Annotated in this window: 21 protein-coding genes; 20 read left to right on the top strand and 1 reads right to left on the bottom strand. The window is 62.1% G+C overall.

What is annotated here, in order from left to right:
* Positions 1-127 precede the first annotated feature (127 nt).
* The 5 genes from YU9_RS0103285 (at position 128) to YU9_RS0103265 (ending at position 8,251) form a co-directional block, all read left to right on the top strand.
* On the top strand, positions 128-4,450 hold the full coding sequence (locus tag YU9_RS0103285) for a strawberry notch-like NTP hydrolase domain-containing protein (RefSeq protein WP_027571479.1): 4,323 nt from the start codon (positions 128-130) through the stop codon (positions 4,448-4,450).
* Positions 4,450-5,511, top strand: coding sequence for a toprim domain-containing protein (locus YU9_RS0103280; protein ID WP_027571478.1), 1,062 nt, complete (start codon positions 4,450-4,452; stop codon positions 5,509-5,511). Before YU9_RS0103285 ends, YU9_RS0103280 begins: the two co-directional genes overlap by 1 nt.
* A gap of 330 nt (positions 5,512-5,841) precedes the next feature.
* On the top strand, positions 5,842-6,765 hold the full coding sequence (locus tag YU9_RS0103275) for a DUF2493 domain-containing protein (RefSeq protein ID WP_027571477.1): 924 nt from the start codon (positions 5,842-5,844) through the stop codon (positions 6,763-6,765).
* A gap of 135 nt (positions 6,766-6,900) precedes the next feature.
* Positions 6,901-7,383: a hypothetical protein gene (locus YU9_RS0103270; protein WP_027571476.1), complete on the top strand. Its 483-nt coding sequence runs from the start codon at positions 6,901-6,903 to the stop codon at positions 7,381-7,383.
* Between the two features lie 547 nt (positions 7,384-7,930).
* Positions 7,931-8,251: a DUF736 domain-containing protein gene (locus YU9_RS0103265; protein WP_027571475.1), complete on the top strand. Its 321-nt coding sequence runs from the start codon at positions 7,931-7,933 to the stop codon at positions 8,249-8,251.
* A gap of 157 nt (positions 8,252-8,408) precedes the next feature.
* Here the strand turns inward: YU9_RS0103265 and YU9_RS0103260 are convergent, their stop codons facing one another.
* Positions 8,409-8,636 carry a helix-turn-helix domain-containing protein gene (locus YU9_RS0103260; protein ID WP_027571474.1) on the bottom strand — a complete coding sequence of 76 codons (228 nt, stop codon included), beginning with the start codon at positions 8,634-8,636 and terminating at the stop codon, positions 8,409-8,411.
* A gap of 225 nt (positions 8,637-8,861) precedes the next feature.
* Here YU9_RS0103260 and YU9_RS40865 point away from each other — a divergent pair, with 225 nt between their 5' ends.
* From YU9_RS40865 to YU9_RS0103185, 15 genes are all read left to right on the top strand, one after another.
* A complete protein-coding gene (locus YU9_RS40865) occupies positions 8,862-9,134 on the top strand; it encodes a hypothetical protein (protein ID WP_036016891.1) in 273 nt (90 codons plus the stop codon).
* A gap of 165 nt (positions 9,135-9,299) precedes the next feature.
* Entirely contained in the window at positions 9,300-9,494 is a 195-nt protein-coding gene (locus YU9_RS0103250; RefSeq protein WP_027571472.1) for a transcriptional regulator domain-containing protein, read from the top strand.
* Positions 9,495-9,573: 79 nt separating this feature from the next.
* Positions 9,574-10,071, top strand: a complete 498-nt coding sequence (locus YU9_RS0103245; protein ID WP_027571471.1) for a DUF2285 domain-containing protein — start codon at positions 9,574-9,576, stop codon at positions 10,069-10,071.
* Positions 10,072-10,201: 130 nt separating this feature from the next.
* Positions 10,202-10,483 (top strand): AlpA family transcriptional regulator, encoded by a 282-nt coding sequence (locus YU9_RS0103240; RefSeq protein WP_006018718.1) that lies wholly within the window; start codon positions 10,202-10,204, stop codon positions 10,481-10,483.
* Between the two features lie 22 nt (positions 10,484-10,505).
* A complete protein-coding gene (locus YU9_RS0103235; RefSeq protein WP_027571470.1) occupies positions 10,506-11,387 on the top strand; it encodes a replication initiator protein A in 882 nt (293 codons plus the stop codon).
* 289 nt (positions 11,388-11,676) lie between these two features.
* Positions 11,677-12,141: a DUF2840 domain-containing protein gene (locus YU9_RS0103230; RefSeq protein WP_027571469.1), complete on the top strand. Its 465-nt coding sequence runs from the start codon at positions 11,677-11,679 to the stop codon at positions 12,139-12,141.
* Positions 12,138-12,650, top strand: coding sequence for a S26 family signal peptidase (locus YU9_RS0103225; RefSeq protein ID WP_027571468.1), 513 nt, complete (start codon positions 12,138-12,140; stop codon positions 12,648-12,650). The genes YU9_RS0103230 and YU9_RS0103225 overlap by 4 nt, the downstream gene beginning before the upstream one ends.
* Positions 12,651-12,652: 2 nt before the next feature.
* On the top strand, positions 12,653-13,483 hold the full coding sequence (locus tag YU9_RS0103220) for a lytic transglycosylase domain-containing protein (RefSeq protein WP_027571467.1): 831 nt from the start codon (positions 12,653-12,655) through the stop codon (positions 13,481-13,483).
* 418 nt (positions 13,484-13,901) lie between these two features.
* Positions 13,902-15,665 (top strand): DUF3363 domain-containing protein, encoded by a 1,764-nt coding sequence (locus YU9_RS0103215; protein WP_027571466.1) that lies wholly within the window; start codon positions 13,902-13,904, stop codon positions 15,663-15,665.
* A gap of 36 nt (positions 15,666-15,701) precedes the next feature.
* Positions 15,702-17,690 carry a conjugal transfer protein TraG gene (locus YU9_RS0103210; RefSeq protein ID WP_027571465.1) on the top strand — a complete coding sequence of 663 codons (1,989 nt, stop codon included), beginning with the start codon at positions 15,702-15,704 and terminating at the stop codon, positions 17,688-17,690.
* Between the two features lie 6 nt (positions 17,691-17,696).
* The gene (locus YU9_RS0103205) at positions 17,697-18,122 is read left to right on the top strand and encodes a CopG family transcriptional regulator (protein WP_027571464.1); all 426 of its coding nucleotides are present in this window, start codon (positions 17,697-17,699) and stop codon (positions 18,120-18,122) included.
* Positions 18,123-18,255: 133 nt separating this feature from the next.
* On the top strand, positions 18,256-19,590 hold the full coding sequence (locus YU9_RS0103200; RefSeq protein WP_027571463.1) for a nitrate/nitrite transporter: 1,335 nt from the start codon (positions 18,256-18,258) through the stop codon (positions 19,588-19,590).
* 229 nt (positions 19,591-19,819) lie between these two features.
* Positions 19,820-20,734 carry a P-type conjugative transfer ATPase TrbB gene (gene trbB / locus YU9_RS0103195; RefSeq protein WP_027571462.1) on the top strand — a complete coding sequence of 305 codons (915 nt, stop codon included), beginning with the start codon at positions 19,820-19,822 and terminating at the stop codon, positions 20,732-20,734.
* 1 nt (position 20,735) lies between these two features.
* The gene (locus YU9_RS0103190; RefSeq protein ID WP_027571461.1) at positions 20,736-21,059 is read left to right on the top strand and encodes a TrbC/VirB2 family protein; all 324 of its coding nucleotides are present in this window, start codon (positions 20,736-20,738) and stop codon (positions 21,057-21,059) included.
* Complete coding sequence (locus YU9_RS0103185) at positions 21,059-21,322, top strand: VirB3 family type IV secretion system protein (protein ID WP_027571460.1); 264 nt, start codon at positions 21,059-21,061, stop codon at positions 21,320-21,322. Before YU9_RS0103190 ends, YU9_RS0103185 begins: the two co-directional genes overlap by 1 nt.
* Position 21,323 lies beyond the last annotated feature (1 nt).

The raw sequence follows: 21,323 nt of genomic DNA, 5'->3' as shown, positions 1-21,323 counted from the left end.
GCGCTGGTCCCCATTTTTATGGGCGGGCTTGAGAGGAAGAGCCAGGCCGGGAAGGGTTTGAGCCGTCGGGATCAGAGGAGAGCGCCTGATGGTTCGACCCATTCCTGCTCTCCTGAGACATCCTGCCATGACCGAATCCCTCGCGGGCGGCGCTGCCGCCGCGCCGCTCTCGATGCGTGCCGCTGCAAGTCTCACCTCCGCCGCTGTTAGGGCCGCGCGACAGCTCCTGACCGAGCTCGAACGCGGCCGGCGCATCGATGCCGCTGTTCTGCGTAGCGCCATGGAGGGTGCCTTTGGCGCCTCCGACGCAGCCGGCGCCTGGAACTGGAAGACGGCCTATGACGTCTGCGAGGCGGCAACCGTTCTGTTTCTTCGGAAGTTCGGACCGGCCATACGGGCCACGGCTGGCTCGACGGCTGCCATGCTGCCGATGCTGGCGAAAGTCGCGAACCGTCTGCCGACCCACACGCGGCGTTCCGAGGACAGTCAGGCGCTTCAGCAATTCTCGACGCCGATCCCGCTTGGGCTGGTTGCATGCACCGCAGCCGGCATTACATTCGCCGATCGCGTTCTGGAGCCCTCCGCCGGGACCGGTTTGCTCGCCATCTTTGCCGAGCTCGCCGGCGGCGCCTTGGTGTTGAACGAGTTGGCCGAGACCAGGGCGGGGTTGCTCGAGCATCTTTTCGCGGGCGTTAACGTCTCGCGGTTCGATGCTGCTCAGATCGATGACCACCTCGACGTGAGTGTCGCGCCGAGCGTCGTTCTGATGAACCCGCCGTTCTCCGCGGTGGCGAATGTCGATCGACGGATGGCGGATGCGGCTATCCGCCACATCGCTTCGGCGCTCGCGCGTCTTCGCGACGGCGGACGCCTCGTCGCCATCGCTGGCGCAAGCCTCGCGCCGGATAACCTTGCATGTCGAGAAGCCTTTGTGCGGCTCCAGGAACGCGGGCGCGTGGTGTTTTCTTCGGCGATCGATGGCGCCGTCTACGCCAAGCATGGCACTCAGACGGATACGAGGCTGCTTGTAATCGACAAGCTGCCTGCTGCCGATCCGACCGCTTTTCCCCCCTCGCCAAGCATGGCGGGTGATGTCGCTACCTTGCTTGACTGGGTGGGTCAGCGTGTACCGCCAAGGCTGCCCGTCGCCACGCCATTGGAGATCGCCGCTATCGGGCGGCCGGCGAAGTCGCGACCGACCAGTGCCGTCGGACCGCACTCATCGTCCTGTTCGATAAGCCCAGCGCCTGAAGTCGTCGAACTTGCGTTCGAGAAGGTCGAATGGTCGCCACCGGAAGGCGCCCGACTCACCGATGCACTCTATGAAGAGTACGGATTGCAGTCGATTCGTATTCTCGGATCGTGCGCACATCCGACTAAGCTCGTGCAGTCCGCGGCGATGGCCTCCGTTGCGCCGCCTAAACCGTCCTATCGGCCGCACCTGCCTTCTGGTTTGGTGGCAGATGGAATTCTGTCGGACGCGCAGCTCGAGAGCATCATCTATGCCGGCGAAGCGCATTCTGATTTTCTCGCGGGCTCCTGGACGGTCGATGCGACCTTCGATGTTGTGGCCGCCGCGTGCGATGATGCGGAGAACGCCGTCCGCTTTCGTCGCGGCTGGTTCTTGGGCGATGGCACCGGCGCGGGTAAGGGGCGGCAGGTCGCTGGCATCCTGCTCGACAATTGGCTTAAGGGGTGCCGCCGTGCCGTCTGGATCAGCAAGTCCGACAAGCTGATCGAAGATGCGCAGCGCGACTGGTCCGCGCTCGGCATGGAGAGGCTGCTTGTGACGCCTCTGTCCCGGTTTCGCCAGGGCACGCCGATCCGGCTTTCGGAAGGCATCCTTTTCACCACCTATGCCACGCTACGCACCGATGAGCGTGGCGAAAAGCTTTCGCGTGTCAGGCAGATCGTTGAATGGTTGGGCTCCGACTTCGAAGGAGTGATCGTCTTCGACGAGAGCCACGCCATGCAGAATGCTGTCGGCGTCAAAGGCGAGCGCGGCGACCAGGCTGCCTCTCAGCAGGGGCGCGCAGGCCTGAGGCTCCAGCACGCCTTGCCCAATGCTCGCGTGGTTTATGTGTCGGCGACGGGCGCCACCACAGTCCACAACCTCGCTTACGCTCAACGCCTCGGGTTGTGGGGCGGCGCCGACTTTCCGTTCGCCACACGTTCCGAGTTCGTCGAAGCGATCGAGGAGGGCGGAGTCGCGGCGATGGAGGTGCTGGCGCGCGATCTCAAGGCCCTCGGTCTGTACGCCGCCCGTTCGCTCTCCTACGAGGGCGTCGAGTACGAGCTCGTTGAACACCAGCTGACGCCAGAACAAGTTCGCATCTACGACGCCTATGCCGATGCGTTCAGCATCATCCACAACAACCTCGATGCGGCGATGCGGGCCGCCAACATCACCGGCGAAACCGGAACGCTGAACGGGCAGGCAAAATCCGCGGCCCGATCCGCCTTCGAGAGCGCCAAACAGCGCTTTTTCGGCCATCTGCTCACCTCGATGAAGACGCCGTCGCTGATCCGGTCGATCGACCGCGATCTCGACGCCGGCCATGCTGCCGTCATCCAAATTGTCTCAACGGGCGAAGCGCTGATGGAGCGCCGGCTCGCCGAGATCCCGAGCGAGGACTGGGGTGACGTTCAGGTCGACATCACCCCGCGCGAGTATGTGCTCGACTATCTCGCCCATTCCTTCCCGGTCCAGCTCTACGAACCGTTCACCGATTCGGAGGGCAACCTCTGCTCCCGGCCTGTCTATCGCGATGGTCAGCCGGTCGAGAGCCGGGAAGCCGTCGCACGACGCGGCCGCCTCATCGAGAAGCTCGCGTCGCTCCCGCCGGTACCGGGCGCGCTGGATCAAATCGTGCAGCGCTTCGGCACGGACTTGGTCGCCGAAGTGACTGGGCGTTCGCGCCGTATCATTCGTAAAGGCGACCGGCTGATGGTCGAAAATCGAGCCGGTTCGACCAATCTCGCGGAGACATCGGCCTTTATGGACGACGTCAAGCGGATCCTCGTCTTCTCCGATGCTGGTGGTACGGGAAGGAGCTATCACGCCGAACTGTCAGCCCGGAATCGCCGTCTGCGCGTCCATTACCTGCTCGAGCCCGGCTGGAAGGCCGACGCCGCGATCCAGGGGCTCGGCCGGACCAACCGCACCAATCAAGCGCAGCCGCCACTGTTTCGGCCCATCGCGACCGACGTGAAGGCCGAAAAGCGCTTCCTCAGCACCATCGCACGCCGGCTCGATACGTTAGGGGCCATCACGCGCGGCCAGCGCCAGACCGGAGGGCAGGGCCTGTTCCGGCCTGAGGACAATCTCGAAAGCCAATACGGGCGCGATGCGTTGCGTCAACTTTACACCTTGCTGGTGCAAGGCAAGGTCGAGGGATGCTCGCTCGACAGGTTCGAGGATGCGACCGGCCTGAAGCTGATGGACGCCAATGGGCTCAGGGATAATCTGCCGCCGATCACGACCTTCCTGAACAGGTTGTTGGCGCTCACCATCGATCTGCAGAACGTCCTGTTCACCGCCTTCGAGCAGCTCTTGGCCGCTCGGATCGAGGGCGCGGTTGCATCCGGTACCTACGATGTAGGGCTGGAAACGCTCTGGGCCGAAAGCTTTGTCGTCACCGACCGGCGGACGATCTATGTCCATCCGGGTACTGGCGCCGAGACCCGGCTGCTCACAATCACCCAGCGCCAGCGCAATCATCCTTTGAGACTGGATGACGCTCTTGCTCTTCTTTCCGATCGTGGTGCTGTCCTGCTGACTAATGAGCGGTCGGGACGAGCCGCCGTGCAGGTCCCGGGGGCGAGTGTCATGCTCGATGACGGCGAGATCGAGCGCCGCGTCTGCCTGATCCGGCCTATGGAACAGCACAGGGTCCCCCTGGCCATGATGGCGGAGAGCCATTGGGTTGAAGCGGATCGCGACCGTTTTGCTGCGATCTGGCTGGCGGAGCTTGCCGATGTGCCTGAATTCGCGGAAAGCACGATCCACGTCGTTGCGGGATTGCTGCTGCCGATCTGGAAGCGGCTGCCCAACGAATCGACCCGCGTCTATCGGCTTCAAACCGATGCGGGCGAACGCATCATTGGCCGCAAGGTATCTGCCGCGTGGGTCGCAAACGTCATCTCGGCGGACGCGCCTACGTTGTCACCGGACGCTGCCTTTGCCGCGGTGATGGAGGGACGCACCGTCCTCGACCTCGCTGAGGGGCTCCAGCTTCGCCGCGTCCGGGTCATGGGCGCATATCGCATCGAGCTGTCGGGATTCAACGATACGATGCGCGATCGCCTCCGTGCTTACGGCCTCTTTGGAGAGATCATCTCCTGGAAGCTGCGGATGTTCGTACCCACGGACGCAAGCGGCGTGGCGATCCTGACAAAGGTGCTCGACACCTATCCGGTTGCGTGTGTCGGTGCGCGGGAGGTCGCGTGATGATCTCCGACGCTTCCGAACTGGCACGCCGCCTCGCGCGCGAGGCCGAGGCCGTGTGCCGATACTATCTCTCCAATGGCAAGCGGGCGGGGCGGTACTGGGTGGTTGGCGACGTCCACAACACGCCGGGCCGCTCGATGTTTGTGCGGCTCCAGGAATCGCCGAAGGGGCCCGCCGGCAAGTGGACTGATGCTGCGACCGGCGAGCACGGCGACCTCCTCGACATCATCCGCGAATGCCGGGGCTTGCGCGACTTCAGCGAGGTCACCAAGGAGGCGAGGCGATTTCTAAAGTTGCCTCGTCCTGAGCCGCAGCTGGCCTCCAAACCCGTTCGTTCGCTTGTACCGGCCGGATCGCAGGAAACCGCTCGTCGGCTCTTTGCAATCTCCAGTTCGATTGAAGGCACGGTGGTCGAGACGTATTTGCAGCGCCGCGGAATAGCCCGCATCCACCATGCCGGCAGCTTGCGCTTCCATCCACGTTGTTACTACCGATCGGACGAGCATTCGCCGACCGAAAACTGGCCGGCAATGATCGCCCGCGTCACGAACCTCGAGGGACGTATCACCGGCGTGCACCGAACCTGGCTCGATCCAAACGGCTTTGATCGCACTCGTCTCGGCAAAGCTCCGATCGACACGCCACGGCGGGCCATGGGCGACCTCCTCGGCAACGCCGTTCGCTTCGGCGTGGTGGACGACGTGCTCGCTGCCGGCGAGGGAATCGAGACCATGCTTTCATTGCGTTACGTGCTGCCGACCATGCCTATGGCGGCGGCGCTCTCGGCCAATCACCTCTCGGCCATGATGCTACCATCTGGCCTCCGTCGACTCTATATCGCCCGCGATGACGATGCCGCCGGAGATGCCGTGCAGGTAACTCTCACCCAGCGCGCGGAAGACGCCGGCATTGAAGCGATTGCATTGTCCCCCCGGCTCGGCGATTTCAACGAAGACCTGCACGTCTTCGGTATCGAGACCCTCCGAGCAGCGTTGCGGCTTCAACTCGTGCCAGAGGACGTTGTCCGCTTCCTGCATTCGTCGAGGGTGGCTGCGGAATAGGCCAGTGTTTCGATCGACGTTGATATGTCGGTCATAACGAGGCCATTGGCGGAAGAGGACCGCGACCTCGGCCTTCTAGAGGGCGATCGGACGGCAACCGGACCGGGCCGGCAATGGCTACGCCCGGCCATTTTCCGCCGCGCGCCGACGATGAGAAGACACGACAGCCATCAAACCGGCGCGCTTTGCATCGCGAAGCAAAATAGCCGGCCTCCGCCATCCTCCGCTGCCGCTTCGGCCCTTGCGGGTTCTGGCCCGTTCCGTCCGCCGTCTGAGTGATCGCCACGAAGGCCGCGATGGGCGCGGCCGATCCGGCAAAGGATCCCTCCAATGACCGACCATGACGACATTGAACCGCCGCACGCCTCTTCTCCAACTGACCACGTCCTGACCGAACTACAGCTCTTCGGCTACCGTCCCTTCGACGACCAGCCTGATCCGCGACCTCTTCCCGAGGGCAAGATGATCGCAGGCGCCGTCGCCGATATCTTCGATGCCCTGGTTGCGACATTGAGCGACACTCGGCTCGAGCCGGATCTAGGCGATCTGCTTTGGTCGACGGTCAATCTGTTCCACCGCGCCGTCGACCGCATCGAACGCCAACTCGACGATAACGAACAGGCGCAGCAGAAAAGTCAGCGCGAGCAGAACGGCTCGGAAGTCCGATCGGTCGAACTCGAACGCTTGACGGCCGAAGGCATCACGTTGATCGAGCGCCGCAACTGCCTGGAGCTCTTCCGCGACCAGGCCATCGAGCGGTTTGAGACACACACCGGCTCATTCTGGCGTCCCCGAACGGGCTCGCTGCTGAACCACCGCACGCTGACCGCAGCGATGATCGACTCCCGCGACTTTGTCGCTGCCAAGCGCCGCGCCGAGACCGAGGTCATGCTGCCCTCTGGGCCGAAGATCGCGCTCACCGGAGGGCTAGACTTCACCGACCATCACCTCATCTGGGATCGCCTCGATAAGGTTCACGCCAAGCATCCCGACATGGTGCTGCTCCACGGCGGCTCCCCTAAAGGAGCCGAACTGATCGCGTCCAAATGGGCGACGACCCGCAAGGTCCCTCAAATCGCATTCAAGCCCGACTGGACGAAACATGCCAAGGCGGCACCGTTCAAGCGCAACGATGCCATGCTCGAACTCCTGCCGATCGGCGTCATGCACTTCCCAGGTACGGGAATTCAGGACAACCTCGCCGACAAGGCAAAGCGCCTTGGCATCCCCGTGTGGAGGTTCGGCGGCGCGTGAGCGCCGTTCGCCCTCGCCGATCGAAGCGGAGTTGCACGCGCCGCAACTCCGCCTCGTTTCGACCCTATGTCCAGGTTGCGCCGTGGTGGTGGTGGAGGGCGCGACCGCTAGACCTATGCACATGGAGCCACCACCATGCTCGCCCTTGGGCTTGTTCTCAACACACTCGGAATTGGCTTGTTCTGCTGGGCCATCTTTGCGCTTGCTGTGTATGCCCTGCCGTTTTTCGTCACACTGAGTATCGGGATGACCGCGTTTCGGAGCGGCGCTGGCCTCATAGGTGCGCTGCTTATCGCGACGGCCGGCGGCGCGTTGACGCTCGTCCTCGGCCAAGTTGCCGTTGCAATTACCCGGTCCTTGACCTTGCGCATCGCCATCGCGACTGCATTTGCTGTTCCGGCTGCCGTCGCCGGCTATCATGTAGCGTTTGCCGTGTCCCAGATCGGGATGCCGTCGCTGGCTTGGCGTGAGATCTTCGCTTGCCTGGGCGCGATCTGTGTTGGCGGCACAGCGTGGACCCGCTTGGCCGCTTTTGTAGAGCCCCGCCCGTTCGAACTGGGTAGGGCGGTCGAGAATCCGTCGCAACCAATTCTTTCAGCCGCCTCGCGCGAGGGATGATCGTTCACCGCCTTCATCGTCGAGCAGGTTCGCGTAGATCGGCGCATCGAACGAGGGATAGCCTGGACCTGAGCGAGGAAAGGCAGTCCTCCTCGGAGTGCCTAGACCAAGTCGAACGCATTTCGGCCGGCCCACTAGGCCCGCGGCGAAGCGGCCATGAACGATCGTTTCTTCGGAGACGTTACCGCCCTTTGCGGCAGATTGTTTCTCTTTCTGCGCTAAATCGTTCCGACCTCTTGTTCATCAAAACCGAGATAAGCCACGTCTTCTCCCGAGATTGCGGTTCAGCACGCGGACGCACGTGGCCTCGTTGATGGCTTGATCTGGCCGAAAACCGGCTTCGCCTCGATCGTCTGAGCCGCAACGCCGTTGATGCGACTTTCTTCCCCTGGGCTTTGCCCATTCCTCGCGAGACAAGAAAGTCGCCACAACGGCGTCCTCCGCTCCGCTCCGGCCCGCGAGCGGGTGCGTCGCCGATCGTCTTCGGCCCTAGATCGCCATCGAGGCCGCGGTGGTCGCGGGCTCGAAACACAACAGGAGAAGTGACATGGCTAACATCGGTTCCTTCAAGAAGGTCGGCAATGATTTCCAGGGCGAGATTGTCACCCTGAGCCTGCAAGCCAAGGGTGTCCGTATCGTCGCCGAGACCAACCGCTCCAATGACAACGCTCCCAGCCACCGCATCTATGTGGGGCGCGCGGAGATCGGGGCCGCCTGGTCGAAGCGCTCCGAGGAGGGCCGCGACTACCTCTCGCTCAAGCTCGACGACCCCTCGTTCAACGCACCGATCTACGCGAACCTGTTCGACGACGAGGAAGGCGACGGTTACACCCTCATCTGGTCGCGGCCGCGCAAGAGCGGCGACTGAGGCTCCGCAAAAAGCCCCGTCCGGTCCGCCGGGCGGGGCTTCTCAATCGAGGCGGCTGGCAATTCGGAGGCATGCCGCGGGATCCAAGAGGTCGCTGCGGCGATCCGGCAAGCCGGAACGGCAACGGCGACGCTCGCCAGTATCCCTGTCGCGCAAATCAGGATCGAATTCTAGCGGCTCTTTCCTCAAGTAAATCCGCAGGCCGCACTTCCAGGGCCTGGGCGGTTTCCCAGATGGTAAGCAGGGTCGCGTTTTGCAGCCCTCTTTCCATGCTGCTTATGAAGGCCCTGTCGACGCCCATGCGTTCCGCGACAGCCTCTTGGCTCAAACCAAGGGCGAGCCGGAATCGGCGCGCATTCCCTCCAAAGACCTTGCGAATGTCCATCCGCAGGATAGGAAGCAATCGCGTATTTTAACGCTACGTGTTATAATACGCGGACATGGCGCCCCGCTTGTGATCGCGAACGGAGATTCGATTGCCGAAATTTCGAGAAATGAGTTCCAGCCCAGTTCCTGGTGGCATGCCATATGCTACACTTGCAAGCTATTCGAGGTCGCAAGATGCGACCGCCTATTTCTCAATTCGATTGCTTGTGCAGCCGTAGCAACGATGCCGAAACCACCACTTGATCCTGACGTCGCGGATGTTGCGCCGTCTGACTCAGCTCTGACTCCCTATGACGAGCAACACGTCGTGACCTACACACGCCTATTGCAGGCCGAGAGCGAGGGCGCCGACTGGCGGGAGGTCGCGCGAATAGTGTTGCACATCGATCCGGAGCAAGAACCCGATCGCGCGCGCAAAGCATACCTGACCCATCTTAAGCGCGCCAAATGGGTTACAGAACAGGGACGTCTCTTGCGCGGTACTGGCACGAAATAGAAGAAATTCATCGACGCTCTTCGCGTCGAGGATACAATCTTCTTCCACTGATCGGTGGTCATCCCGGAGCACCACGTGGTGCCAAACTAGGGACTTCCTACAACCGCTTCGTTCATACCTATTGCGCCGCAATCCTTGTTAGCTACGTGCAATGGGGCGGAAGCAATGCCTGAATTCGACTGGCGGTCGCCGGAATCCTACAAGAGCCTACAAGATGCTGAAATCACCGACATCGCCTGGGAATGTCTACGCCGCAACGCGGATTATCGACGCGACTATGAGGCCATGATCGCCAGCAGCCCGGATGGCGAAGTGACCGCGGAATTCAGGAGGAGGTGGGGCCTCTGCTTTCGCCCATGACCCGCAGAGGTCCTTCCACGAGCAGACGATCTTTTGGGCGCCTGAGGTTTTAGCGGCGGTCGTTCCAGTCAAGGTCGCAGTGCCTGAAGACGGCGAGGCGCCGTCTCAGCCACTGCTCGACCTTGCAACTGGTCAGGTGCGCCGCGCTGTCGATGGCTGGCATGCCGTGCTGCGCATCGGTGCGGTGGATCACCGTATCTGGTCCAAGGACCCGCCGGTGCTTGGCGCGTCATATGCAGCCGAATTGCCGTTTGATGGTGACTTCGACGCGCGCGCGTATGCAGCCCGGCGGCTGTGGCGTGCGATGAATGGACGCGCGCCAGGCCCTGCCTTTCATCAACTTTCGAAACAGCGGCGCGATCGCTTGAGTGCTGCGATCCGTGCGCTCGATGCGCATAGCGCCGGCGGAAGCTATCGCGTTATCGCCGAAGCGCTGTTCGGCAGGAAGCGTATCCCCGATCGCGCCTGGAAGACGCATGATCTGCGCAATCGAACGGTCCGCCTGGTGCAAGGCGGCCTGGCGTTGATGCGCGGTGGTTACCGCAAACTCCTGCGGCCCAGGCGCAGGGACGAGTAGCGCCCCCGAGGGGTGCCGAAAATCACACCCCCGACATTCGGCATCCCCCTCCGAGATCTTGCTCCTCCATGATGACCGCACACACGCCGGCCTAGCCAAGCGTGGTGCGCTGTCCTCTTGGAGTCCTCAAATGCCCGATCCGATGGCCGGCCTTCCCCCGCGATTCCTGCGTACACCTGAGGCCGCGCGTTACCTTGGCCTGTCCGGTCGCACGCTCGAGAAGCACCGCACATACGGTACGGGGCCCACGTATCGGAAGATCGGTGGACGTGTCGTCTACGCCGTCGATGACCTTAAGGCTTGGGCCGACCGGGGAGCCAAGACGTCGACCTCCGATCCCGGGAAGGGCACTGTTCTGCCGGCCAAGAAGCAGCCTGCCTTGCGCCCATATGCGGGCCAGGAACGTCGCTGATTGGCCGCTTGGTGCACCGATCATGCGACGCAAGCAGCATTCCGAGCGCGATCAGCTTGAGCTCTTTCGGGCTTTGCCCGGTGACCTTGCGCCCCGCGACGCGCAGGATCTGATGGCTTATCCGTTCTTTTCGCTGGCAAAGACCAAGCGCGTTGTGCCGATCGATTTCCGCGCGGGTGCAATCGCAATTCGTGTCGAAGCGGTGCCGGAACACGGCATGGCGACCATCTGGGATGCAGATGTCCTGATCTGGGCTGCGTCGCAGATTGTCGAAGCCCGTGACGCTGGTTTGAAGACCTCGCGCTTGATGGCTGCAACTCCATACGAGATTCTGACATTTGTCGGCCGCGGCACCAGCGCGCGAGACTATGACCGGCTGAAGGCCGGTCTCGACAGACTTCAGTCAACGACCGTGCTGACATCGATCCGGCAGCCGGCAGAACGGCGACGGCATCGCTTCTCCTGGATCAACGAGTGGAAGGAGACGGCCGATGCAAATGGTCGTCCATTTGGCCTCGAGCTGATCCTGCCGGATTGGTTCTATGCCGGCGTCATCGACGACGCGCTCGTGCTCACGATCGACCGCGCCTATTTCGATCTGACGGGCGGGCTCGACCGGTGGCTCTACCGGCTCGTGCGCAAGCACGGTGGTCGCCAGGACGGCGGCTGGAGCTTTGATCTTGTGCACCTCCATGCCAAGTCCGGCATCCTCTCGCCGCTCAAGCACTTTGCTTACGATGTACGCCAGATCGTCCGGCGCCAGACATTGCCCGGCTATCGGCTCGTGCTCACGCGCGATCCTGATGGCACGGAGCGGCTGAATTTCGCACCTACGCCCGTCGATCCCTTAACGGCGCGCCAGCGCCGGCGTGGTCTCATTCCCAATTCGGAGGACAACCTGTGAATCAGCTCGTGCTATCGGGGACCGCAACCCTCGTGCTATCGGGGACCCGATCCTCGTGCTATCGGGGACCGGAATCGAGCTTAAGAGCTTGTTTCTCCGCGCTTTCCAGCCGCTCTAACTTTACTAACCAGAAATCCTTCGGATTTCTTCTAACGGACCAGGCTGGAAACCGCATCGCAGGCGACTGGCAACCGCGGGGCGTCAATCCTCCTTGTCGGCAGAAGCCGCACAGGTGCTTCACTGCTGCCAATGCTTACGGCTCTCCATTCCCGTCTCCGGGAGCGGCGGCATGAGCGATCTCACCGAAGTGGAAGTGCTGTGGCTCGAGAAGCGGATCGAAAACCGCGTTCGGTTCGGTCGCATTGTCAAGGAACGGAAGCTCGATCGCCACCGGCGCGTCCTGTCATTTGCGCCAGGCAGCATCTTTGGCTTCGTTCGCTGGGCGTCCAATGACTTTGGCACGGTCATTTCGCGGATCGATATCCTGCGCGCGGTCGCGCTGGGACAGCGCTGCTTGACTGTGCCGTATGTGAAGCCTGGCGGCGATATTTTGCTGCGGCTGTCTGGTTGGCCGAAGGTCGAACGGGTGCTGCAGATGGTCGACGCCATTGAGGCCCTCGGCATCGATCCCGCTGATGTCGCGCCTGATCATTGGCATCACGTTCATAACCGTTTGTTCGTCAACGAAAACCCGCGCCCCTACACGAAGGCGCGCCACCAGGCTTGGCTTCACCGGCAGAGGGTGATGCGATGAGAGGGCGCTTCAAGACTCTTGCGGCGACGTTTGGTGCCGCTGCCGCGCTCGTCGTGACACTCGTCCTCGAGCCGCTTCCGCTCTGCATCTGGAATGCATCGGCAAGCGTACCGATCGGTCTCTATCGTCTGCGACCGGCTGAACGCTTCCACGTTACTGAATTAGTCGCCGTGCAGCCGCCGGAGCCGCTCGCGTCATTCCTTGACCTTAACGGCTATCTGCCCATCGGCGTCCCCATGCTCAAGCGGGTCCTTGCGCTGCCCGGGCAGATGATCTGCAGAAGCGGGTCCACGATCTCGGTCGACGACATTGCAATGGGCAAAGCGCGGGATCGTGACGGTCGCGGCCGGCCGCTGCCGAAATGGCAGGGCTGCCGCGTAGTCGGCGACGGCGAGCTGTTTCTGATGAACTGGCAGTCAGACGATTCTCTTGACGGCCGATATTTTGGATTTCTTCCGGCATCTAGCGTGATCGGCCGTGCGATTCCGGTGTGGACGTGGGAGGAGTGATCGTGCGTATTCCACGTGTTCACCCCGCCATTCCTCTGTTCGATCGATCGCGGGATCCTTCCTCAGCCTCGATCGACGTCTGCACGGCCGGCGCGAGCCAGAGCGCTCGTTTGAGTCGGTCGAACACGCGCGTTTGTGCTGTCGTTCCCCTGATGCTCCTCCTGACCACGTTTGACAGCGCAGCTTTGGCCCAGAGCGGATCAGCCGCCCAGCCGGCGATCAGTCAGACCGCTCACGCATTTGCCGGCTTCATCGATGAAGCCTCACAACGCTTTGCGATTGCGCCGAACTGGATCCGATCAGTCCAAAGCATCGAGAGTGCTGGTGACGTGCACGCCAGATCGCCAAAAGGCGCAATGGGCCTGATGCAAATCATGCCGGCGACTTGGGCGAAACTTCGCGAGCGATACAATCTCGGAAACGATCCCTACGATCCGCACGACAACATTCTGGCCGGGACGGCGTACCTGCGCGAATTGCTCGATCGGTATGGCGTGCCTGGCGCGTTTGCCGCGTACAATGCGGGACCATCTCGCTATGAAGATCATCTCGCAGGCGGCTCTCTGCCAGACGAGACGCGAGCATACGTGGCAAAGCTTGCAAGTCTGCTTGCCATCGAACTGCCGCCGAAGTGGGCGTCCAGCGGACAGTCATCAGCAGCTGGGACGCTATTCGTTAGGCGATCCGATCTCATGAAAGCGCGCGATCGGTTGCTCGCGCTTATGCCGGCGAGCGGTGCCACGGCCGCAATCTCGGTGTCCGATGTTTCGCCCATGGTCCCCCGGCCTTTTGGCGTGTTCGTCCCTCGATCAGATTCGGGAGTATCGCAATGACCAATTGCGCGAGTTCGCAAGTCTTGGCGTGCTTCACCGAGCAGGTGATATGTGCTGATGGAGTACGGGCGATGCCTTCGGCCCGCGCTCTACTCGTCGCTTCGCTCCTCACCGAGCCACCCTACGGGTGTCTCGGCCCTTCGGGTAACGATCGCTATCGCAAGCACTCGGAAGCAGTGGGGGCTTCGCGATTTGGCTGCCAGGTCGCGGTGGCTTTTTCGGGAACCGGTGACCCGGGGACAACGACGGCAGGACGGCGAGATAAAAGGCGCTCGCCGGTCGAACCGCAAGCCATTGACATGGCTTGTGTTCTGGCGTGCCGGTCGGTCGGGGCGCGTGCCGCGCCTTGCGCCTTGAACAATGTGATCAAGGGCATTTTCGGCACTGTAGCTGTTTTAATGCTGTTAGAGGCTCGGCCATGACCGCCGGCGACAGCGATCTGCGCATTCGGCCCGGGCGTATCCGCAGCACCCGCGCGCCGAAGCCCAAGAGCTTCATCAACCAAGTGCTGCGTGCCGCGAAGAAGGCCGGTCACACTTCTGGTCAGGTGGCGGCCGGCAGGCGTTCTGCGGTCTACGGACGTTCGACGTTCGGCCGCGGCCGGCTCGCTTTTAATCGCAGCCGGTTGTTCAGTCCGACACGGCGCGTGGTGGTGAAGGCGCGCGTCGTTCGCCACAAGGGACGAGCCTTCCGTTCAGCACCACTGATCGCCCATCTCTCATACTTGAAGCGCGATGGGGTGACCCGGAGCGGCGAGAGGGCCGAGATGTTCGACGCTGGTGGCGACCGGGCTGATGGTGCGGCTTTCGCTGAACGTTGCAAGGACGATCGACATCATTTCCGGTTCATCGTCTCGCCAGAGGACGCCGGCGACATGATCGACCTCAAGGCCTTCACCCGCGATCTCGCCAAGCAGATGGAGACCGATCTCGGCACGCGGCTTGATTGGGTGGCTGTCGATCATTGGAACACCGACAACCCCCATGTTCATCTTCTCGTTCGGGGAGTAGATGAGGAAGGGACGGATCTCGTGATCTCCCGCGACTACATCAGCCAGGGCCTGCGCTCACGCGCCGAGGAACTGGTTGCCATCGAACTGGGACCAAAACCAGAGCACGAGATCCGCAATTCGCTGGAGACGGAAGTTACGGCGGAGCGATGGACGCGGCTCGATCGGGAGATCCGGCTGACGGCAGATGCGACCGGCTATATCGATCTTCGCCCAGAGAATCCCGGCAAGTCCGATCCTGAGATCAGGCGTTTGATGATGGGTCGCCTTCAGCACCTGGAGAAGATGGGCCTTGCTGCATCCGCCGCGCCCGGGGAGTGGATGGTCGGGCTGGAAGCCGAGCGCAGCTTGCGCGACCTCGGCATGCGCGGCGACATCATCAAGACCATGCACCGCGCCTTCACCGAGCGCGGAGAAGCTCGCGGCATTTCCGACTACGTCATCGAGGGTGAACAGCCGACATCTCAGATCATCGGACGACTGGTCGACCGAGGACTGCATGACGAACTGACCGGCGAGGCCTACGCCCTGATCGATGGGACAGATGGACGAGCGCACCACGTGCGCTTTCGAGGCCTAGGGGCTTTCGAACATGCTCCGCCGGCGGGCGGTATCGTTGAAGTCCGACGCTTCGGTCAAGCCGGCGATCCGCGGCCAACCGTAGTGCTCGCAACCCGTTCCGATCTCGATCTCCGTGAGCAGATCACTGCGAGAGGGGCCACCTGGCTCGACCACAGGCTGGTTGACCGAGATCCCATGCCGCTCGCGATGGTTGGCTTCGGCCGAGAGACCCGCAACGCCATGGAAGCGCGCGCCGAGCATCTGGTTCAGGAAGGTCTGGCGCGACGGCAGGGACAGCACGTCATTCTGCAGCGCGACCTCCTGAACACGTTGCGCCGACGCGAGCTGGACGAGGTGGCTTCAAAAGTCTCGGCCGACGCCAGCCTGCCTCATGTAAACGCCGCGTCCGGGGAGCGTGTGGCGGGCACGTACCGCCATCGGCTGACGCTCAGCTCGGGGCGCTTCGCCATGATCGACAACGGGCTTGGCTTCCAGCTCGTGCCCTGGTCGCGCGAGCTCGAAAAGAGGCTCGGCCAGCACGTCACCGGCGTCGTGAAGGACGGCGGCGGTGTCGAATGGGCCTTTGGTCGAAAGCGCGACCTCGGCCTCTAGCAATCTCTCCAATTCAGTTGCGGAAGGGCGTTCGAGATGTCCGGAACCAAAATCCTCTGGGGACAAGTGATCGTTGTCGGGCTGATCGTTTTAGTGGCCATCTGGGGGGCAACTGAGTGGACGGCTTGGCGGCTCGCCTGGCAGCCGGAGCTTGGGCGACCCTGGTTTGAGCTGTTCGGCTTCAAAATCTATTACCCACCGGTCTTTTTCTGGTGGTGGTTCGTCTACGACGCCTATGCGCCGCAGGTCTTTGTCGAGGGTGCCTTCATCGCGGCGTCGGGCACCATCGTTTCGATCGCGGCGGCGATCGGCATGTCGGTGTGGCGGGCGCGCGAGGCCAAGAACGTCGAGACTTATGGCTCGGCGCGCTGGGCTGATGCGGAAGAGGTTCGAGCGGCCGGACTTCTCGGTCCGAATGGTGTGGTGCTGGGCAAGCTAGACCACGACTACCTGCGCCATGACGGGCCGGAGCACGTCTTGTGCTTTGCGCCCACTCGGTCCGGTAAGGGGGTGGGCTTGGTCGTTCCTTCGTTGCTGGCCTGGCCGGACTCGGCCATCGTGCACGACATCAAAGGTGAGAACTGGCAACTCACGGCCGGCTTTCGCTCGCGACATGGCCGCGTACTGTTGTTCGACCCGACCAACCCGAAATCCTCAGCTTACAATCCGCTGCTCGAGGTCCGGCGCGGGGAATGGGAGGTTCGTGACGTCCAGAACGTCGCCGATGTCCTGGTCGACCCCGAAGGCTCACTCGACAAGCGGAACCATTGGGAGAAGACCAGTCATTCGCTCCTGGTCGGCGCCATCCTCCATGTCCTCTATGCCGAGGCGGACAAGACGTTGGCCGGCGTGGCCGGCTTTCTGTCCGACCCGAAGCGGCCGATCGAAGCGACGCTGAAGGCGATGATGACAACGCCGCATCTTGGCGAACACGGCGCTCATCCCGTGGTTGCCTCGACCGCGCGCGAACTCCTCAACAAGTCCGAGAATGAGCGCTCTGGCGTCCTGTCCACCGCGATGTCGTTTCTCGGGCTCTACCGTGATCCCGTCGTGGCCCGGGTGACCTGTCGTTGCGACTGGCGGATCGCCGATTTGATCGCAGATAGCCGCCCTACGACGCTGTATCTTGTGGTGCCTCCCTCGGATATCTCACGGACCAAGCCCCTGATCCGGCTGGTGCTGAACCAGATCGGCCGACGCCTGACCGAGGACTTGCACGCCCGTGACCGCCGGCATCGAGTCCTGATGATGCTCGACGAGTTCCCAGCGCTCGGGCGGCTTGATTTCTTCGAGTCTGCGCTCGCCTTCATGGCGGGGTACGGCCTTAAGAGTTTTCTGATCGCGCAATCGCTCAATCAGATCGAGAAGGCCTACGGGCCCAACAACGCCATCCTCGACAACTGTCACGTCCGCGTCAGCTTCGCGACCAACGACGAGCGGACCGCCAAGCGGGTGTCCGACGCGCTGGGCACCGCGACGGAAATGCGGGCGATGAAGAACTACGCCGGTCACAGGTTGAACCCCTGGCTGGGTCATCTCATGGTCTCGCGTCAGGAGACGGCAAGGCCACTGCTGACCCCGGGCGAAGTCATGCAGCTTCCGCCAATAGACGAGATCGTCATGGTGGCGGGCACGCCGCCGATCCGCGCGAAGAAGGTCCGCTACTACGAGGATCGGCGATTCAGCGAGCGGGTTCTACCGCCGCCCAATCCGGCGAAGGCCGGTCGATCATCGCGAACGGACGGATGGTCAGCGCTCGGAACGCCGAAGCTGCCGGGAGGTCCAACTGACAAAACCGCGGAGATCGAGGAAGACACCGCGAACAGTGGTCTTCGGCGAGAGCCCGAACTGCCCGACCACGTGGCAATCGTCAAGGAGACGACCGAGCCGACACCAGCAGAGGAGTTTGCAGTTGTTCTTGACGACGATGAGGACGCGGTCCGTCAGTCCCGGCTCTTGCGACAACAGATGCGAGGTGTGGCCCGTCAAGCCGCACTCGACCCGAATGACGGTATGGAGCTCTGAGGCAATATGCGCGACCGGATGAACGTCTATTTCCCGCCAGAGCTTCTGAAGCAGATCTCGGAACTCGCCGATCGCAAGAAGCTTTCTCGTTCTGCGATCGTGGAGGCGGCGGTTGCTTCGTTTCTGTCACCGGACGGAGCGGACAGGCGGGAGGCAGCATTTACTCGGCGCTTGGATCTGCTGTCGCGTCAAATGCAGAGGTTAGAGCGCGACGTCGCTCTGACGGCGGAGACCCTGGCCCTCTTCATCCGGTTCTGGTTGACGATCACACCACCATTGCCAAACGACGCGCAGGCGGCCGCGCAAGCAAAGGGCAGGGAGCGCTTTGAAGGATTTGTCGAGGCGCTCGGGCGCCGTTTGCAAAAAGGGCAAAGCTTTCTGCGCGAAATCCCAGAAGATATCCGCCGTCAGGAACCGGCCGAAGAAACCTGATTGAACCAGTAGAAAGACCCTTTCGCCGGTCCTTCTTTTTCTACGCCAGCCTACGACCGCAGCAGTTCAGCCGATCTGACAAAAAGCTGGACGCGCTATCGGCTCGCACGAGCTGAGAGCAAAAGGGGCCAGCATGCAAATCTCAACAGCATGGCGTCGAATCGCGTTCGTTTTTCTCCCTTTCGCTGCCGGATACTATCTTTCGTATCTGTTTCGAACGATCAACGCTTTGATCGCCAGTCGTCTCAGCTCGGATACTGGGCTTGGGACTGCCGACCTCGGGTTGCTTACGTCGGTCTATTTCCTTGTCTTCGCGGCGGCTCAGATCCCCATCGGCATTTTGCTGGACCGCTTTGGTCCGCGTCGCGTCCAGAGTGTTCTACTCTTGATTGCCGCGGCGGGCGCCGGACTGTTCGCGGTATCGACCAGCTTCCTGTCATTCTTGATCGCGCGTGGAATGATTGGGCTTGGCGTCGCGGCGGCGCTGACGGCAGGGCTGAAGTCCATCATCCTTTGGTTCCCCAGGGAACGAGTCGCCTTGCTTAACGGCTACATGATCATGCTGGGATCGCTCGGAGCGGTGACCGCTACGGCTCCCCTTGAACACCTACTCGCCTGGATGGGCTGGAGGCAACTCTTTGAGATCCTGGCGGCCGCTACCGGTGCCACGGCCATTTTTATCTATGTCGTGGTGCCCGAACGAGGCAATGTCCCATCGATAGCGTCAACCTCCACGACCCTAAGCTCTGTTTTTGGAGATCGGCGCTTCTGGCGAATGGCCCCGTTGTCGGCGGCTTGTATTGGATCGGCCTGGTCCCTGCAGGGATTGTGGGCATCGCCATGGCTGACCGACGTGGAGGGGCTTGATCGCGCAAATCTCGTCAGACAGCTTTTCATGATGTCGATCATACTTAGCGGTGGTGCCTGGTTATTCGGTATGACGGTCCATTGCATCAAACGAAGGGGAATAGGGGCGGAGACAATATTGGCGCTGGTTGCAGTTCTGTTCATCGCAGCTGAGTTTGCCTTGATCCTGCGAACGCCTCTGCCATCCATCTTGCCTTGGTCTGTTGTCGCAATTGTCGGAACGGCAACCGTGGTCAGCTTCGCGGTGATAGCAGATTACTTTCCGCCCGAGCTTGCCGGTCGTGCCAACGGCGCCTTGAACGTTTTGCACTTTGGTTGGGCGTTTCTAGCACAATACGCGACAGGTCTGATTCTGGAGCAATGGTCTGCGAATGATGGCCATAGGCCCGTCCAAGCCTATCAAGTCGCGTTCGGTTTCAACGTAGCACTGCAGATCGCGGCGTTCGTCTGGTTCGCGATGCCCTGGCGCCGATCAATCGCTTCGTGGATGAGTTCAATTCTCTTCTTCAAGCCGGCTGATGTTTCCTACGCTGTCGAGTCAGTTGGGTTGTATGAGGATTCGGTCATCCTGCTGCCCGCGGATGACGATGCGGAGTGGTGAGCAGCAACTCGCAGCGAACGGATACGATTAAGTAGCCGTCAAATATCGGTTCTCAGTCTTCCTTTTTGTACGCCAGCCTACGATCACCGAAAGCGCTTGTTGCGCCAAGTCCATTGGTCGCTTTTCTAATTGTCCCCATCTGAGGGCGCTCTTTGGGCGTCCTCATTCGTGGGGGCGAACCGTGGCAATCCATTCTATTCAATCGGAAGCGAGTTCGCGCGGTGCGCGAATGCTGCGCAGCGCGCTTGGCTCGGCGGTTGCGGGCTACCTCGAGGATGAAACGATCATCGAGGTAATGCTCAACCCAGATGGGCGGCTGTGGGTCGACCGGTTGTCGAATGGCCTGATCGACACAGGCGAAACTCTGTCCGCAGCGGATGGCGAACGCATTGTTCGCCTGGTAGCGCATCACGTCGGTGCCGAGGTGCATGCCGGTTCGCCACGGATCTCGGCCGAATTGCCTGGGACCGGCGAGCGCTTCGAAGGTCTTTTGCCTCCGGTCGTTGCAGCACCGACCTTTGCTATCCGCAAGCCCGCCGTCGCAGTGTTTACGCTCGACGACTATGCCGCGACGGGGATCATGACCTCGGAGCAGGCCAGGACCCTGAAGGATGCGGTCGCCGCACGGAGGAATATCCTCGTCGCGGGCGGGACATCGACCGGCAAGACAACCTTGACGAACGCGCTCCTGGCCGACGTCGCGAAGAGCTCCGATCGGGTCGTGCTGATCGAAGATACGCGCGAGCTGCAGTGCAAGGCACCCAATCTCGTCGCTTTGCGGACAAAGGATGGTGTGGCCACGCTATCGGACCTCGTTCGGTCCTCGTTGCGACTGCGTCCCGATCGTATCTCGATTGGAGAGGTCCGCGGTGCCGAGGCGCTCGACCTGCTCAAGGCCTGGGGCACCGGTCACCCTGGGGGCATCGGCACTATCCATGCGGGCAGCGCGCTCGGAGCGCTGCGGCGGCTGGAGCAACTCATCCAGGAAGCCGTCATCACGGTTCCGCGTGCCCTGATCGCCGAGACCATCAACATTATCCCCGTGCTGGCGGGGCGCGGTGCTGACCGTCGCCTCGCTGAGCTCGCCCTGGTCTCGGGCCTTGGCGCCGCCGGCGACTACAGCCTTTCAACAGCAGGAGACTGACATGTGTCAGCAATTTCCCTTTCTTCGAGGTGCATCGTTGGCAGCCTTCAGCACGGTGCTTTTGGGAGCGGCGCCGGCATGGGCGGCTGGCTCGAACATGCCGTGGGAGCAGCCACTCAATCAGATCTTGCAGTCGGTCGAAGGTCCGGTCGCTAAGATAATCGCCGTCATCATCATCGTGGTGACCGGGCTCACGCTCGCGTTCGGGGACTCGTCAGGTGGTTTCCGCAGGCTGATCCAGATCGTGTTCGGTCTGTCGATCGCGTTTGCCGCCTCGAGCTTCTTCCTGTCGTTCTTCTCCTTCGGCGGCGGCGTGGTGATCTGATGGATGATCAGGTGGCAGGCTTTGTCGTGCCCGTTCATCGCGCGCTCACTGAGCCAATCCTGATGGGCGGCGCGCCGCGATCGGTTGCGATCGTGAACGGCACGCTTGCGGCAGCCCTTGGGCTCGGACTTCGGCTGTGGATTGCCGGTCTTGTCCTCTGGTTCATCGGCCATATGGCCGCCGTCTGGGCCGCCAAGCGCGATCCCGCCTTCGTCGATGTGGTGCGCCGACATCTGCGCATTCCCAGCCATCTCAACGTCTAAG

It is taken from the genome of Bradyrhizobium sp. WSM1743 (genome assembly GCF_000473065.1).
In the GTDB taxonomy this organism is placed as follows: Bacteria; Pseudomonadota; Alphaproteobacteria; order Rhizobiales; family Xanthobacteraceae; genus Bradyrhizobium.
Note: the sequence above shows the minus strand (reverse complement) of the source record. Positions and strands in the feature narration are given on the sequence as shown.

Excerpts from the sequence above, each read along its gene's own strand:
- YU9_RS0103285 (WP_027571479.1), top strand. The coding sequence starts at position 128 with ATGACCGAATCCCTCGCGGGCGGCGCTGCCGCCGCGCCGCTCTCGATG.
- YU9_RS0103280 (WP_027571478.1), top strand. The coding sequence starts at position 4,450 with ATGATCTCCGACGCTTCCGAACTGGCACGCCGCCTCGCGCGCGAGGCC.
- YU9_RS0103275 (WP_027571477.1), top strand. The coding sequence starts at position 5,842 with ATGACCGACCATGACGACATTGAACCGCCGCACGCCTCTTCTCCAACT.
- YU9_RS0103270 (WP_027571476.1), top strand. The coding sequence starts at position 6,901 with ATGCTCGCCCTTGGGCTTGTTCTCAACACACTCGGAATTGGCTTGTTC.
- YU9_RS0103265 (WP_027571475.1), top strand. The coding sequence starts at position 7,931 with ATGGCTAACATCGGTTCCTTCAAGAAGGTCGGCAATGATTTCCAGGGC.
- YU9_RS0103260 (WP_027571474.1), bottom strand. The coding sequence starts at position 8,636 with ATGGACATTCGCAAGGTCTTTGGAGGGAATGCGCGCCGATTCCGGCTC.
- YU9_RS40865 (WP_036016891.1), top strand. The coding sequence starts at position 8,862 with ATGCCGAAACCACCACTTGATCCTGACGTCGCGGATGTTGCGCCGTCT.
- YU9_RS0103250 (WP_027571472.1), top strand. The coding sequence starts at position 9,300 with ATGCCTGAATTCGACTGGCGGTCGCCGGAATCCTACAAGAGCCTACAA.
- YU9_RS0103240 (WP_006018718.1), top strand. The coding sequence starts at position 10,202 with ATGCCCGATCCGATGGCCGGCCTTCCCCCGCGATTCCTGCGTACACCT.
- YU9_RS0103235 (WP_027571470.1), top strand. The coding sequence starts at position 10,506 with ATGCGACGCAAGCAGCATTCCGAGCGCGATCAGCTTGAGCTCTTTCGG.
- YU9_RS0103230 (WP_027571469.1), top strand. The coding sequence starts at position 11,677 with ATGAGCGATCTCACCGAAGTGGAAGTGCTGTGGCTCGAGAAGCGGATC.
- YU9_RS0103225 (WP_027571468.1), top strand. The coding sequence starts at position 12,138 with ATGAGAGGGCGCTTCAAGACTCTTGCGGCGACGTTTGGTGCCGCTGCC.
- YU9_RS0103215 (WP_027571466.1), top strand. The coding sequence starts at position 13,902 with ATGACCGCCGGCGACAGCGATCTGCGCATTCGGCCCGGGCGTATCCGC.
- YU9_RS0103210 (WP_027571465.1), top strand. The coding sequence starts at position 15,702 with ATGTCCGGAACCAAAATCCTCTGGGGACAAGTGATCGTTGTCGGGCTG.
- YU9_RS0103205 (WP_027571464.1), top strand. The coding sequence starts at position 17,697 with ATGCGCGACCGGATGAACGTCTATTTCCCGCCAGAGCTTCTGAAGCAG.
- YU9_RS0103200 (WP_027571463.1), top strand. The coding sequence starts at position 18,256 with ATGCAAATCTCAACAGCATGGCGTCGAATCGCGTTCGTTTTTCTCCCT.
- trbB (WP_027571462.1), top strand. The coding sequence starts at position 19,820 with ATGCTGCGCAGCGCGCTTGGCTCGGCGGTTGCGGGCTACCTCGAGGAT.
- YU9_RS0103190 (WP_027571461.1), top strand. The coding sequence starts at position 20,736 with ATGTGTCAGCAATTTCCCTTTCTTCGAGGTGCATCGTTGGCAGCCTTC.
- YU9_RS0103185 (WP_027571460.1), top strand. The coding sequence starts at position 21,059 with ATGGATGATCAGGTGGCAGGCTTTGTCGTGCCCGTTCATCGCGCGCTC.